Origin of the sequence: Amycolatopsis sp. cmx-11-51, from assembly GCF_047608665.1 — a bacterium.
In the GTDB taxonomy this organism is placed as follows: domain Bacteria; phylum Actinomycetota; class Actinomycetes; order Mycobacteriales; family Pseudonocardiaceae; genus Amycolatopsis.
Window position 1 is genome coordinate 369,394 of sequence record NZ_JADNQO010000005.1, and the last position, 13,540, is coordinate 382,933.

At 69.1% G+C, this 13,540-nt stretch carries 14 protein-coding genes; 8 read left to right on the forward strand and 6 right to left on the reverse strand.

The genetic code is table 11. From position 1 onward, the window contains the following. The first annotated feature begins 189 nt into the window (after positions 1-189). Positions 190-666, forward strand: coding sequence for a Cys-tRNA(Pro) deacylase (gene ybaK / locus ACM6LU_RS21325; protein WP_414939469.1), 477 nt, complete (start codon positions 190-192; stop codon positions 664-666). 184 nt (positions 667-850) lie between these two features. Continuing rightward, positions 851-1,414: a hypothetical protein gene (locus ACM6LU_RS21330; RefSeq protein ID WP_414939470.1), complete on the forward strand. Its 564-nt coding sequence runs from the start codon at positions 851-853 to the stop codon at positions 1,412-1,414. Here the strand turns inward: ACM6LU_RS21330 and ACM6LU_RS21335 are convergent. Beyond that, positions 1,364-1,972, reverse strand: coding sequence for an alpha/beta family hydrolase (locus ACM6LU_RS21335; RefSeq protein ID WP_076159797.1), 609 nt, complete (start codon positions 1,970-1,972; stop codon positions 1,364-1,366). The two genes, ACM6LU_RS21330 and ACM6LU_RS21335, sit on opposite strands and share 51 nt — an antisense overlap. Further along, a complete protein-coding gene (locus ACM6LU_RS21340; protein WP_414939471.1) occupies positions 1,969-2,727 on the reverse strand; it encodes an SOS response-associated peptidase in 759 nt (252 codons plus the stop codon). The genes ACM6LU_RS21335 and ACM6LU_RS21340 overlap by 4 nt, the downstream gene beginning before the upstream one ends. A 101-nt stretch (positions 2,728-2,828) precedes the next feature. Here ACM6LU_RS21340 and rsgA point away from each other — a divergent pair, with 101 nt between their 5' ends. From rsgA to ACM6LU_RS21360, 4 genes are all read left to right on the forward strand, one after another. Continuing rightward, the gene (gene rsgA / locus ACM6LU_RS21345; RefSeq protein WP_414939472.1) at positions 2,829-3,839 is read left to right on the forward strand and encodes a ribosome small subunit-dependent GTPase A; all 1,011 of its coding nucleotides are present in this window, start codon (positions 2,829-2,831) and stop codon (positions 3,837-3,839) included. 60 nt (positions 3,840-3,899) lie between these two features. Then, positions 3,900-4,796 carry a hypothetical protein gene (locus ACM6LU_RS21350; RefSeq protein ID WP_414939473.1) on the forward strand — a complete coding sequence of 299 codons (897 nt, stop codon included), beginning with the start codon at positions 3,900-3,902 and terminating at the stop codon, positions 4,794-4,796. Positions 4,797-5,194: 398 nt separating this feature from the next. Continuing rightward, positions 5,195-5,875 carry a hypothetical protein gene (locus tag ACM6LU_RS21355; protein WP_414939474.1) on the forward strand — a complete coding sequence of 227 codons (681 nt, stop codon included), beginning with the start codon at positions 5,195-5,197 and terminating at the stop codon, positions 5,873-5,875. A 71-nt stretch (positions 5,876-5,946) separates the two neighbouring features. Continuing rightward, positions 5,947-6,741, forward strand: a complete 795-nt coding sequence (locus ACM6LU_RS21360) for a hypothetical protein (protein WP_414939475.1) — start codon at positions 5,947-5,949, stop codon at positions 6,739-6,741. A gap of 96 nt (positions 6,742-6,837) precedes the next feature. Here the strand turns inward: ACM6LU_RS21360 and ACM6LU_RS21365 are convergent, their stop codons facing one another. Beyond that, a complete protein-coding gene (locus ACM6LU_RS21365) occupies positions 6,838-7,329 on the reverse strand; it encodes a DUF6912 family protein (RefSeq protein WP_414939476.1) in 492 nt (163 codons plus the stop codon). After that, a complete protein-coding gene (locus ACM6LU_RS21370; RefSeq protein ID WP_414939477.1) occupies positions 7,326-8,732 on the reverse strand; it encodes a WS/DGAT/MGAT family O-acyltransferase in 1,407 nt (468 codons plus the stop codon). Before ACM6LU_RS21370 ends, ACM6LU_RS21365 begins: the two co-directional genes overlap by 4 nt. Positions 8,733-8,766: 34 nt before the next feature. Here ACM6LU_RS21370 and ACM6LU_RS21375 point away from each other — a divergent pair, with 34 nt between their 5' ends. After that, complete coding sequence (locus ACM6LU_RS21375; protein WP_414939478.1) at positions 8,767-9,543, forward strand: TrmH family RNA methyltransferase; 777 nt, start codon at positions 8,767-8,769, stop codon at positions 9,541-9,543. 69 nt (positions 9,544-9,612) lie between these two features. Here the strand turns inward: ACM6LU_RS21375 and ACM6LU_RS21380 are convergent, their stop codons facing one another. Continuing rightward, positions 9,613-10,002, reverse strand: a complete 390-nt coding sequence (locus tag ACM6LU_RS21380; protein ID WP_414939479.1) for an HAD-IA family hydrolase — start codon at positions 10,000-10,002, stop codon at positions 9,613-9,615. Between the two features lie 138 nt (positions 10,003-10,140). Here ACM6LU_RS21380 and ACM6LU_RS21385 point away from each other — a divergent pair, with 138 nt between their 5' ends. Then, positions 10,141-10,656: an Rv3235 family protein gene (locus ACM6LU_RS21385; protein ID WP_414939480.1), complete on the forward strand. Its 516-nt coding sequence runs from the start codon at positions 10,141-10,143 to the stop codon at positions 10,654-10,656. Between the two features lie 49 nt (positions 10,657-10,705). Here ACM6LU_RS21385 and secA read toward each other — a convergent pair whose 3' ends face one another. Continuing rightward, a complete protein-coding gene (gene secA / locus ACM6LU_RS21390) occupies positions 10,706-13,537 on the reverse strand; it encodes a preprotein translocase subunit SecA (protein ID WP_414939481.1) in 2,832 nt (943 codons plus the stop codon). Positions 13,538-13,540 lie beyond the last annotated feature (3 nt).

Consider the following 13,540-nt stretch of genomic DNA (forward strand, 5'->3'; position numbering starts at 1 on the left):
CCGTTCCCTTCTCGATCGGCGTCGATGCGCTTGTGCGCATGAGACGACGTCGAGTTTACGCGCGGACGGATCACCTGGCCGCCCGGCGTGCGCGGGATCAGGATTCGGGGAGCTTCCAGTGTGGTGGACACGTTGCTGTCAACAGCGGCGCCCGGCCGGGCATTCCCGGCCCGCTCGTAGACTCCGCCCATGGCAGGCAAGGGAACCCCGGCGACGGCGCTGCTGGCGAAGCAGAAAGTGCCGCACGTTCTGCACGCCTACGACCACGATCCGCGGGCGGAATCGTACGGACTCGAAGCCGTCGAAGCGCTCGGACTCGACCCCGCGCGGGTGTTCAAGACACTCGTCGCCGAGGTCGACGGGAAGCTGACCGTCGGCGTGGTGCCGGTCACTGGCCAGCTGGATCTGAAGGCGCTGGCCGCCGCCGCGGGCGGGAAGAAGGCGAAGATGGCCGACCCCGCGGCCGCTCAGCGCGCGACGGGGTACGTGCTCGGCGGGATCTCGCCGCTCGGGCACCGGAGCCGTCTCCCGGTGGTGATCGACGCGTCGGCGGAGAAGTTCGAGACCGTGCACTGCTCGGCCGGGCGTCGCGGCCTGGAGGTCGAACTCGCGCCGGGCGATCTGGTGCGGCTCACCGGGGCCGTGGTCACCCCCATCGCGGGCTGATCCCCCGCGATTAGTCCTCTAGTTGCGGTCCTTGCGCGTGCAACTACCGCAACCAGAGGACTAATTGCGGCGGTGGCAGTTCACCCTCATGAGGGAGACGGGTCGGCCCGGAGCGGGAAGAGCACGCCGCCGCGCTCGGGAATCGTCATCGGTAAGCGAACGACGACCCCTGGGGAGCCACGAAATGACCAAGACCGTGCCCGATGTGCCGAGGTGGGCGAACATCGCCGCCCACGCGACGCTGCTGGTGACCTTGCCGTCCGGGCTGTGGCGAATCGCGATGGGACTCGGCCTCCCGGTCGGGTTCACCGCGCAAGGGCTGGTGGAGTTCGGCATCCCCGGCTGGGGCGCGGCCTACGTCTTCGGCCTGAGCTTCCTCGCCGAGGCCCTCGCGTTCCTCACCCTCGGGCTCGTCCGGCCGTGGGGTGAGGTGTGGCCGCGTTGGATCCCGGGGCTGCGCGGCCGTCCGATCCCGCCGTTCGCGGCGATCGTCCCGGCGGCCGCGGGCGCGATCGCCCTGACCGTGCTCGGTGTCCAGGGACTGTTCGGCTGGGCGAAGGCCGGTTCTTCGGTGGCCACTGGGAGCTGGGAGGACTCGCCGGTCTACGGCATCGTCATGGCCGCCTGTTACGCACCGCTGGTGCTCTGGGGTCCGCTGCTGGCCGCCGTCACCGTGCACTACGCCCGGCGACGGCTCTCAGGCAAGCGGCCGCAGCACGCGCTCGAGCCACTCGGCGGCCGCGCGTGACACGCCGTCGAGGTCGGCGCTGAGGTTGTGGTCGCCCTTGAGCACCACGATCTCGTGATGCGGACCCGCCTTGGGCAATCCGAACGGGTCACGTTCGCCCTGGACGACCAGCGTCGGGACCTCGACGGCGTCCAGTTCACCCTGCCGGGTCTTCTCCGGCTTGCCCGGCGGGTGCTCGGGGAAGGCCAGGCAGAGCACCGCCACCGCCTGGCCCGCCGCGGCGGTCCGGCAGGCGACGCGGGCCCCGGAGGACCGGCCGCCGAACACGATCGGGAGGTCGTCGAAGCGCTCGGAGATCTCGTCGGCGACGGTGAGCCAGGCGGTGTCGAGTTGCGTGGCGGGAGCGGGAGCGCGGCGGCCCGCCACCCGGTACGGCTGCTCGACGAGCGCGACGTGCACGCCCGCCGCCTGCGCCGCCCGCGTGACCGCGACCAGGTCCTTCGCACCGATCCCACCGCCCGCGCCGTGGCCGAGCATCAGCACCGCGACACCCTCCTCGGCGCAGTGCAACTCGGCCCGCGCGGGGCCGTAGGCGGTGTCGATCTCCAGCTTCGTCATGAGTTCGGCAAATCGAAGAGGGCGCTCTCCGCGGCCGGTTCGACCCGGTCCAGCAGCTCCGGGCCGTTGTTGCGGACGTTGTTGACCAGGCTGGACACCGGCCGTAGCTCGATCGTGTCGACCAGGTCCTCGGCGGGCGGGACGAGCAGTTCGGTGACGTCGGGCAGGTCGGGGTCGAGCCAGGTGTCCCACTTCTCCCGCGGCATCAGCAGCGGCATGCGGTGGTGGATGTCGGCGAGCCTGCCGACCGAGTCCGTGGTGATCACGGAGAAGGTGATCAGCGGGTCCGCGTCCTTGTCGTCCTTCGGCCGCCAGGTCTCCCAGATGCCGGCGAACGCGAGCGATCCGTCGCCGGGGCCGGTCATGAAGAAGGGCTGCTTCTCTTTGCCGTCGCGCCGCCACTCGTACCAGCCGTCGGCGGGCACCAGGCAACGCCGCGAGGAGACCGCCTTCTTGAAGGACGGCTTCTCCTTGGCCGTCTCGGCGCGGGTGTTGATCATCTTCGAGCCCACTCCGGGGTCCTTCGCCCAGAACGGGACAAGGCCCCAGCGCATCATCCGCAGCGAACGGACGGCCGGTTCGTCTTCGAGCACCGCGCCGTCGGCGTCACGCGGGTGCCGCCGCACCACGGTGGCGACGTCCTTGGTCGGCGCCACGTTGTGATCGGCCCGGATCCGGCCTTCGGTCAGGTCCACCGCGGCGAATTCGTCGATCAGCGCGGCGGGGTCCTTGGTCGCGGCATAACGCCCGCACATGCGAAAACCTCCTCTTCGAAAAGTCATCGTTACACGCTCGCCAGTCGATGGCGAGCGGCATGGGATCATTCTTCCGCGGTGTTCGAAGAGCAGGAGGCGGTTTGACGGGCAAGGACTGGCAGAGGCTGGACGAATCCGATGTGCGGATCCGTCCCGGCAAGGGCACCAGACCGCGCAGCAAACGCCGCCCCGAGCACGCGGATGCCTCCACGGCGATGGTCATCGGGAAGGACCGCGGCCGCTGGACCTGCGCGATCGACGGCGATCCGGAGCACGTCGTCACCGCGATGCGGGCCAGGGAGATGGGCCGGGTCTCGGTCGTCGTCGGGGACACCGTCGGCATCGTCGGCGACGTGAGCGGTAAACCGGACACCCTCGCCCGGATCATCCGGGTGGACGAACGCTCCAGTGTGCTCCGCCGGACCGCGGACGACACCGATCCCTACGAACGGGTGGTCGTCGCCAACGCCGAGCAACTGCTGATCGTGACCGCGCTGGCCGATCCCCCGCCGCGCACCGGGTTCATCGACCGCTGCCTCGTCGCCTGTTACGCGGGTGGCCTCAAGCCGGTCCTGTGCCTGACGAAGGCCGACCTCGCGAGCCCGGACGAACTCCTCGCCGGCTACGCGGGCCTCGACATCCCCGCCGTGGTCACCCGGCACGACGAGTACCCGGACGAACTGACCGGGCGGCTCAAGGACCGGGTCACCGCGCTGGTCGGGCATTCCGGGGTCGGGAAGTCCACTTTGGTCAACCGGCTGGTGCCGGACGCCGGACTGGCGACCGGCGTGGTCAGCGCGGTCGGCAAGGGCAGGCACACGTCGGTCGCGGCGGTCGCGCTTTCCCTGCCCGGCGGCGGCTGGGTGGTCGACACCCCCGGTATCCGGTCGTTCGGGCTCGCGCACGTGACCGCCGATGACATCGTGCTCGCGTTCGAGGAGTTCGCCGCGGCCGCCGAAGAGTGTCCCTCGGCCTGCGGGCACCTCGGACCGCCCGCGGATCCGGACTGCGCGCTCGACAACGTGGTCATCGAGGGTCACGCCAGCCCGGAGCGATTGGGCTCTTTGCGCCGCCTTTTGGGTTCTAGAGCTGGACATGACGACGATCGGTAACTAATTTAGCCCGCGCGCGATAACCCGTTCGGATCAGATCAACTTTTCTGAGGGGTCCACTTGAAGCGCGTAACCATGCTCGCCGCCATCACCACGGCCGCCGTCCTGGCGCTGTCCGCCTGCGGTGGCGAGAAGCAGCCGGGCACGGCTGCCCCCGCTCCTTCCGAAGCGAAGAGCTCGCTTTCATCGCCGCTCGGCGACCCGATCCAGCTCTCGGCGCTGACCCGCGAGAGCACCAAGAAGGCAAAGTCGTCCAAGGTGACGATGGAGACCATCGCCGGCGCCCAGAAGAACACGGCCTCCGGGCAGGGCCTGTACGACGGCGAGAACAGCAAGCTCTCGATGATCATGGACAGCGACGGCAAGAAGCTCGACATGCTGTTCATCGACAACGCGCTGTTCTTCAAGCTCGACGCGGCCGACAAGGCCGAGCTGAAGACCGACAAGTCGTACGTGAAGATCGCGGCCGACGGCCAGGACCCGATCTCACAGCTGCTCGGCAAGATGATGTCGAAGGCCGCCAAGGACAGCGATCCGTCCCGCATCCTCGAGCAGGTCTCGAAGGCGGGCAAGATCACGAAGTCGGACCAGGTCGAGCTGAACGGTGCGCAGACCAACCACTACGTCATCGAGATCGAGGCCGAGAAGGCCATCGCCCTCATCGTGGGCGAAGTCGGCATCCCGCTGCCCGCCGAGACCCTGAAGCAGCTCAACGCGAAGCTCGCGGGCAAGAACGTCACCGTCCTCACCGAGCTGTGGCTCAACGCCGACCAGCTGCCGGTGCAGGTCATTTCGGACCAGAGCGCGCTGGTGAAGGCCATGGGCGCCCCCGGTGACGGTGTCGCCAAGACCACGGTCAAGTACACCGACTGGGGTGTCCCGGTGAACATCACCGCGCCGCCCGCGGACCAGGTCGGCGAGATGACGGAGATCATGAAGAAGGCCGGCGGCCGCTGATGCGTCCCCGCTCAAGCTGATCGCGGTGGCCGCGGCCCTGACCCTCGTGGTCACGGGCTGCGGCACCCGCCCGGACGCCTCGTCAAGGACGATCATCGACGGCATGTTCGGAACCGAAGCGGTCACGGGCACGGTGAAGGCGTTCTACGACGGTCTCGCCTCAATACGGCCAAGTCCTGGGGGTCAGGTAGCGGTCGTTCGAAATGGGCGACCCGGCGAACGGCTCTTCGGCGACGACCTGCATCTACAGCGACTGGGGAATGGCCGTCGCCGTCTCCCCGCCGCCCGCCGGCGAGGTCGGCTAGACCACTTCCGTGAAGGCCCCGACAATCGGATGGTGGAAGTTCACCCGATAGGCACTACGGTGGTGGTACAGACCATTCACCTGAGGGAGTCCTATGCGTGCCACCGGATTCGCCGCCGTCTGTACCGCTCTCCTGCTGCTGGGAGGCTGTTCCGGCGCAGAGAAACCGGCGGCACCACCGCTCAACGACGCGGCACAACTGGCCGCGGCGGCCGCCGCGGGCACCCAGAAGGCCCGCTCGTCGAAGATCGCGCTGGAAACCACCGCTGAGGACGGCCGCAAGGTCGTGGTGACCAGTTCCGGGCTCTACGAAGGGCCGAACAGCAAGTTCTCCATGGTCGCCGAGATCGCCGGGGAGAAGCGGGACCTGATCTTCGCCGACGGCGTCCTCTACTACCACCTGTCCGACGCCCAGGTCCAGGAACTCAAGACCGACAAGGAATGGGTCAAGATCACCGCCGGCGGCAAGGACGCGCTGTCCTCGGCCAACGGCGAGCTGATGACGGACGTCGTCGAGACGCTGGATCCGACGCGTACGATCGACCGGATCTCGAAGTCCGGCAAGGTCACCAAGTCCGAGCAGGCCGACGTGAACGGCGCGGCCGCCACGCATTACGTCCTCGACCTCGGCGGTGCCCCGGCCGAGTTGTGGCTGGACGCCGAACAGCGCCCGGTGCGGGTCACCCTCGGCAAGGCCACGGTCAAGTACGACAGCTGGGCCTCGGACGTGGTGATCATCGCGCCGCCGCCCGAGGCGGTCGGCGACAGCCGCTGAGCATTCCCCCGATCGGGTCCCGGTCCCCGGCTGTGTTTCGCTTGAGTGCCCGCCTTTGAAAGCAGGTCCTCATGCGGAGAACGGCCCTGCCCGCCGTCGTACTCACACTCGGCGCGCTGCTCGGCGCGTGTGACGGCGAAACCGTCTCGTTCGCCGACGCCCGCGCGCTCGCCGACGGGGTCGCGTCCGCCATCGACGGCAAGGCCGCGAAGTTCGCCACCGACGTCACGGCGGGCACCATGCGCTCGAAGAGCCAAGGGCAGGTGCGGGTCGCGCGAGCGGGTACCGCACTGACCATGACCACGGACTTCCTCGGCGAACCGCTCGAACTCCGGCTGGTCGACAAGGTCGTCTTCGCCAAGGTCCCCGAGAGCGCCCGTGAGGACGTTCCGAGCGGGAAACCCTGGATCAAGGTCTCCGCCGATGGCGCGGATCCGTTCTCGCAGGTCGTCGGCGGCAGTATCGACCAGCTGGCGAAGCAGAACGACCCCGGCCGCGCGCTCGACCAGGTCCGGCGCGCGGGCACGCTCACCGAATCCGGGCACGCCGACCTCGACGGCGTGTCCATCGAGCACTACCGGCTGGACGTCGACATGGCCACGCTTGGCGGCGATCTGCCCGCCGGGTTGTCGGCGGAGGCCATCGGGGAACTGAACGGCAAGCTCGGGAAGATCCCCATGGAGGTCTGGCTCGACGACGCGCACCGTCCGGTGCGGATCATCCTCGACCTCGCCCCCGTCCTCGCCGCTTCGGGCGTCCCGGACGCCGCGATGGCCCGGATCGTCACGCGCTACACCGAGTGGGACACGCGGGCCGACATCCAGGCGCCGCCGCCGGATCAGATCGGCGAGATCCCGGCGGGCTGACCCTGTCACGTTCCCAGCCCGTCACGCCGCGTTTCGTCCTCTAGTTGCGGTCCTTGCACGTGCAACTACCGCAACTAGAGGACTAAACGCGGGAAATCAGAGGAGTTCGAGCAGGAAGGGGAGTTCTTGGGGGGCGTACCAGGCGAGTTCGTGGTCTTCGGCGTCGCCGAGGGTGAACTCCGCGTCCGGGTCGCCGAGGTCGGCCTCGTCGATCACCGCGGCGGCGGCCTCCACGGACTCGGCGGCCTCGGCCGCGTCGACGTGGATCGCGGCGACGTCGGCGATCGCGACCGGCCCGGCCAGCCGGACGACGGCGGCGTCGAGATCCGGGCGCAGCGTGACCTCGTCGATGTCGGCCGAGATCACCACCCGCCGCGGCTCGGGCTTCTCCTCGGCCGCGATCAGCCGGAGCGACGCCCTGGCGGCGTCGAGCAGCGCGGCGTACTCCAGTTCTTCGTCGGATCCGCTGGCGTAGGACTCCCGCAACGCCGGGGTCAGCGCGAATCCCGTGCCGCTCCGCGCCCGGAACTCCCCGGCGGTTTCAAGGTCACGGAGCATCGCGATCGTCGCCGGTAGAAAGACCCTCACCAGTGCGCACCCTTCAGCTCTTCCAACGATTCCTCGATCATCCCGGCGAGCAGGTCCACATCGGACACGGCCTTGCGGTCACCGTTCAGTCCGAAGTAGACACCGCCGTGATACGAGGTGACCCCGATCGCCAGCGCCTGATTGCGCACCAGCGGCATGACCGGGAACATCTCCACCATCTTCGCCTGTCCCGCATAGAGCGGCACCTGCGGGCCCGGCGAATTCGTGATCAGCACGTTGAAGATGCGTCCCGACATGGACCCGGCCGCCCGCGCCCCCAGCGAGTGCAGCGTCGCCGGCGCGAAACCGCCGACCGTCAGCAGCCCGCGCGCGGCGACCGACCGGCCGGAGTCGAGGTGATCAGCCATCGCGTGGCCGATGTGCTGCAGCCGCAGGACCGCGTTCGGCTCACCGACCGGGAGGTCGACCAGGTAGGCGTCGACCTGGTTCCCGAGCAGCGCGGGTGTCGAGTATTCGGCCGTCTCGGCGTCGCGGACGGCCATCGGCACCAGCGCGCGCACCGTGGTCGTCGCGGTCAGGCTCGACCCGCGGGAGAGCAGCCATTCCCGCAGCGCGCCGCTGATCGCCGCCAGCACGACGTCGTTGACCGTGCCGCCGTGCGCGGCGCGGATCTCGCGGTAGTCCTCCAGCCGCGTGCGGACCACGGCGAACATGCGGCCGCCGGAGGTGCGGACGTTGAGCGGCCCGGACGGCGCCGGATTGACCATGGTCTTGAGCGCCGACGCGACGTCGCCGACCGTCTCGGTGACCTTGCCCGCCATCGCGGTGGCGTCGTGGGCGATGGAGCGGACGTTTTCCACCAGTTCCGTCGGCCGCTGCACGGTCTCGGCGACCGCGTCGAGGATCAGCTGGGTACGGCTCGGTTCCCGGCGCGGATGCCAGTTGTCGTCGAACGGCTCCGGCTCCTGCGGACTGGTGTCGAGGATCAGCTGTCCGAGATCGATGGTGCCGATCCCGTCCACAACGGATTGATGCGTCTTGGTCACCAGCGCGATCCGGTCCCCCGCGAGCCCCTCGACGAAGTACGCCTCCCAGAGCGGCCTTCCCGGGTCGAGCCGCCTCGACATCAGCCGCGCCACGAGATCGAACAGCTGGCCGTCGGAGCCCGGCTGCGGCAGCGCGGACCGGCGGACGTGGTAGTTGAGGTCGAAGTCGACGTCGTCGACCCACACCGGCCGCGCGAGGTGGCCGGGCACCTCCAGCACCCGCTCCCGGTAGCGCGGCAGGAACGCCAGGCGCTGACCGATCAGGTCCAGCAGCAGCTCGTAGGTGAAGCCGTCGCGTGGTCGTTCGAAGATCGCCACGCCGCCGACGTGCATCGGGGTCGAGTGGTCTTCCACGTACAGGAACGAGGCGTCCAGCGCGGAGAGGCGGTCGGGCATGAGCCGATCCTTACACAGTGGGACACTCGCCGGTGTGGGTGATGAGTCGGTGATCTCGCCGAAGGACCGGTTCCTGACGGTGTACGGCCGGAAACCGGTGCTCGAGGCATTGGACGACGCGGCGCTCGAAGTGGACAAGGTGATTCTCGCCGACACTGTGCGCGGGCCGAACGCCGCCGAGATCCAGCGTGCCGCGAAGGCCGCCGGGGTCCCGGTGCAGCGGGCGAGCGCGCATCGTGTCAAGGTGCTGGCCGGCAACGGCAAGCAGGACCAGGGAGTGCTGGCCGACGTCGTCGCGCCGCGCATGCGGTCCCTGCACGCGGCGCTGTCCGACGGCAGGCCGCCGTCGCGGGTGCTGCTGCTCGACGGGATCACCACCCCGGCGAACGTCGGGATGATCCTGCGCACGGCGACCGCCGCCGGGCTGGAGGGTGTCGTGGTGCCGCGGCGCGGGGTCGCCGCCCTCGACCCGATGGTGGTCAAGGCCTCGGCCGGGGTCGCGTTCCGCGCTCCGGTGCTGCGATGCGGCAGCGCACGCGAGGCCGCCGAAATGCTCACCGAAGCCGGGTACGGGATCTACGCACTGGGCGCTTCGGCCCGGGATTCGGTGTTCGACGTCGAACTGCCGCAGCGCGCGGCGTTCGTGCTGGGCGGGGAAACGAACGGCGTCGGCGCCGAGGTCGGCGAACTGGTGACGGAGTGGGTGTCGATCCCGATGCCGGGTGAGGTCGAGTCGCTCAACGTCTCCGCGGCCGCCGCCGTGCTCTCGTTCGAACTGGTCCGCCGGGCCCGCGCTTCGGACCGCGACTGAAGGGGACTTTCCCCGCATCAGACGCCGGTAAAGCGCCCTTCACCGCATGTCATGCGGTGAAGGGCCCCTTCAGCCCGCCGGGAAAAGGGCGCCGAGCTCGGTCAGCGTCTCCTCGACCGACGTGTGGTGCACTCCCGCCATCCCCGCCGCCACCGCGGCGCGGACGTTGTGCGCGGCGTCGTCGACGAACACGCACCGGTCCGCGGGCAGGTCGAGCAGCCCGGCGGTGAGCAGGTAGACCTCGCGTTCGGGTTTGGCCACGCCGACCTCGCCGGAGAAGACGAGCGCGTCGAAGAACGGGTCCAGTGAGCGTTTGGCCTCTTCCGACGCGCCGGGGGCGTTCGAGAGCAAGGCCGTTTTGATGCCGCGTGACCTGGCGGCCCGCAGGAAGGCGTACAGCTCGTCCGCTCCCGCGTCCGTCAGCACCCCGACGTAGTCGACGACCAGCCCCTTCAGCACCCGTCCACCGTACCCGCGCGCGGCCACAAGCGATTGCCGCCCGTTTCATCCTCTCGGGCGGTTCCTGTCGCCGTGTCGCCCACCGGCGGTCCCTTAACTGATGGGCGTGGCCGAGGGGGCCGCGGAGGGGGACGACTGATGACTTCGTACGTATTGAGACGGCTTCAACCGTATGAACCGCCGTACCGGCTCGCGGGCCGCCCGAGCAGGCTGACGCACCGGGTGTCGCCGCCGGACAACCAGCTCATGCTGGACCTGCCGCTGGCAGGCGAGCGGTTCGCGGAGGCACCGCGGCCGCGGCAGGCAGCCGACACGTTGGACGGGCGGCAGGTGAGCAGGCTGCTGACCACCATCCTCGAAGCCTGCGACGGACGCCGTCCGGCGGTCCAGGTCCAGCCGATCCTCGACCCGGCGCTCCACAGCGCGCTGCTCGACCGCGGCCGTCGCCGTCCGCCGGGCGGCTATCGGCCGAAGTCGATCCACCTGTGTCATCCGGCGGACGGCGTCATCGAGGCCTGCGCGACCGTCGAACAGAACGAGCGCTTCCTCGCCCTGGCCGCGCGCTTCGAGCGGACGTCGACAGGCTGGGTGTGCACACGCTTCAACCTGTTGAAGCCGCCGCGACGCGTTTCCGCGCTCCGGATCGCGGCATGACAAAGGGCCCTCACCGTTTGCGTGCGATGAGGGCCCTTTGTCATTGCGTTTAGCGGCGCGGGCCCTTCTTGCCCTTCTTCTGGGCGGCGCGCTGCGCGGCACGACGCTCCCGGCGGGTTCCGCTCTGGTCACCGCCGTCGCTGTCGCCACCGTCCGAATGCGACTCGACGCCGCCGTCCTCGGACGGGCCCGACAGGGTCAGCCCGGACTGCGAACCGCCGCCGAGCCCCTTGCCCCGCAAGGCGGACGGCACGGATTCGGTGTCGGTCGCCGGCCCCTGCGGAGGCGTCGGGCGGGCGTGCCGTCCATCGCCGTTGGCGGCCTGGCCGTTCCCGGAGCCGACACCGGCGGGCAGCGCGGACGCGGACTCCGGCGACGGCGCGGCGGGCTCGGCCTGCTCGACCTGGAGGTTGAACAGGAAGCCGACGGCCTCCTCCTTCAGCGACTCCAGCATCGCGCGGAACATGTCGTAGCCCTCGCGCTGGTACTCGATGACCGGATCGCGCTGCGCCAGGGCCCGCATGCCGATGCCCTCCTTGAGATAGTCCATCTCGTAGAGGTGCTCACGCCATTTACGGTCGAGCACGGTGAGCATCACCTGGCGCTCCAGGCTGCGCATCGCGCCTTCGCCGACCTTGCCGTCGATCTCGGCCTCGCGCTCGTCGTACGCGCGGTGGGCGTCGTCGAGCAGCGCTTGGCGCAGCGCTACGGAGTCGAGGTCGTCGTCCGCGTTGAGGTCGTTCCAAGTGACCTTGACCGGGTACAGCGTCTTGAGCGCCGTCCACAGCTTCTCGTGGTCCCAGTCCTCGGCGTAGCCCGAAGAGGTCTCTTCGGTGACGTACGCGTTGATGACGTCGACCAGCATGTGCTCGATCTGCTCGCGAAGATCCTCGCCCTCGAGGACGCGCAGGCGCTCGGCGTAGATCACCTTGCGCTGCTCGTTCATCACCTCGTCGTACTTGAGGACGTTCTTGCGGATCTCCATGTTCTGCTGCTCGACCTGCGTCTGCGCGCTCTTGATCGCCTTGGAGACCATCTTGTGCTCGATCGGCACGTCGTCCGGCAGCCGCATGGTGGTCATGACCCGCTCGACCATCGTCGCGTTGAAGCGGCGCATGAGCTCATCGCCGAGCGAGAGGTAGAACCGGGACTCGCCCGGGTCGCCCTGACGGCCGGAACGACCGCGGAGCTGGTTGTCGATCCGGCGCGACTCGTGCCGCTCCGTGCCGAGCACGTACAGACCGCCGGCCTCGCGGACCTCGTCGGCCTCGGCCCTCGTCTCGGCCCGGATGTCCTCGAGCACCTTCGGCCAAGCGGCCTCGTACTCCTCGGAGTGCTCCACCGGGTCGAGGCCGCGCTCGCGCAGCACCTCGTCGGCGATGAGGTCCGGGTTGCCGCCGAGCACGATGTCGGTACCGCGGCCCGCCATGTTGGTGGCGACCGTGACCGCACCCTTGCGACCGGCGCGAGCGACGATCAGCGCCTCCCGGTCGTGGTGCTTGGCGTTGAGGACCTCGTGCGGGACACCCAGCTTGAGCAGCAGTTTCGACAGGTGCTCGGACTTCTCGACACTCGTGGTGCCGACCAGCACCGGCTGGCCGTTCTCGTGCCGCTCGGCGATGTCCTCGGCGACGGCCTCGAACTTGGCCTGCTCGGTCTTGTAGATGAGGTCGGCCTGATCGGCGCGGACCATCGGCTTGTTGGTCGGGATCGGCACCACACCCAGCTTGTAGGTCTGGTGGAACTCGGCCGCCTCGGTCTCGGCGGTACCGGTCATGCCGGCCAGCTTGTCGTAGAGCCGGAAGTAGTTCTGCAGCGTGATCGTGGCGAGAGTCTGGTTCTCGGCCTTGATCTCGACGCCTTCCTTCGCCTCGATCGCCTGGTGCATGCCCTCGTTGTAGCGGCGCCCGTGCAGGATGCGGCCGGTGAACTCGTCGACGATGAGGACTTCGCCGTCGCGAACGATGTAGTCCTTGTCGCGCTTGTAGAGCTCTTTGACCTTCAGCGCGTTGTTCAGGTAGCCGACCAGCGGCGTGTTCGCGGCCTCGTAGAGGTTGTCGATGCCGAGCTGGTCCTCGACGAAGGCGACACCCTTCTCGGTGACACCGACGGTGCGCTTGCGGATGTCCACCTCGTAGTGGATGTCCGCCTTCATCAGCGGGGTCATCCGGGCGAACTCGACATACCAGCGCGAGGACTGGTCGGCCGGGCCGGAGATGATCAGCGGCGTCCTGGCCTCGTCGATGAGGATCGAGTCGACCTCGTCGACGATCGCGAAGTTGTGGCCACGCTGCACGCAGTCCTCGAGGCTCCACGCCATGTTGTCGCGGAGGTAGTCGAAGCCGAACTCGTTGTTCGTGCCGTGCGTGATGTCGGCGCCGTACTGCTGACGGCGGACCTCCGGCGTCTGGTCGGCCAGGATGATGCCGACCTCGAGGCCGAGGAAGCGGTGGATACGGCCCATCCACTCGGCGTCACGTTTGGCGAGGTAGTCGTTCACCGTGATGACGTGCACGCCCTTGCCGGACAGCGCGTTCAGGTACGCCGGAAGCACCTGGGTCAGGGTCTTGCCCTCACCGGTCTTCATCTCGGACACCTGGCCGAGGTGCAGCGCCGCGCCACCCATCACCTGGACGTCGTAGGGCCGCTGGCCGAGCACGCGCCAGGCCGCCTCCCTCGCCACCGCGAACGCCTCTGGCAGGAGGTCGTCGAGTGACTCGCCGTCCGCGTTCCGCTTACGGAACTCGTCGGTCTTGGCCCGCAGCGCGGTGTCCGAAAGTCCCTTGACGTCGTCTTCGAGGGTGTTGATGTGATCGGCGATGTTGCGCAGCCGCTTCACCATCTTGCCCTCGCCCGCGCGGAGCAGGCGGTTCAGCACCATCCG

Coding starts and splice junctions, on each gene's coding strand:
- ybaK (WP_414939469.1), top strand. CDS start 190: ATGGCAGGCAAGGGAACCCCGGCGACGGCGCTGCTGGCGAAGCAGAAA.
- ACM6LU_RS21330 (WP_414939470.1), top strand. CDS start 851: ATGACCAAGACCGTGCCCGATGTGCCGAGGTGGGCGAACATCGCCGCC.
- ACM6LU_RS21335 (WP_076159797.1), bottom strand. CDS start 1,972: ATGACGAAGCTGGAGATCGACACCGCCTACGGCCCCGCGCGGGCCGAG.
- ACM6LU_RS21340 (WP_414939471.1), bottom strand. CDS start 2,727: ATGTGCGGGCGTTATGCCGCGACCAAGGACCCCGCCGCGCTGATCGAC.
- ACM6LU_RS21355 (WP_414939474.1), top strand. CDS start 5,195: ATGCGTGCCACCGGATTCGCCGCCGTCTGTACCGCTCTCCTGCTGCTG.
- ACM6LU_RS21360 (WP_414939475.1), top strand. CDS start 5,947: ATGCGGAGAACGGCCCTGCCCGCCGTCGTACTCACACTCGGCGCGCTG.
- ACM6LU_RS21370 (WP_414939477.1), bottom strand. CDS start 8,732: ATGCCCGACCGCCTCTCCGCGCTGGACGCCTCGTTCCTGTACGTGGAA.
- ACM6LU_RS21385 (WP_414939480.1), top strand. CDS start 10,141: ATGACTTCGTACGTATTGAGACGGCTTCAACCGTATGAACCGCCGTAC.
- secA (WP_414939481.1), bottom strand. CDS start 13,537: ATGGTGCTGAACCGCCTGCTCCGCGCGGGCGAGGGCAAGATGGTGAAG.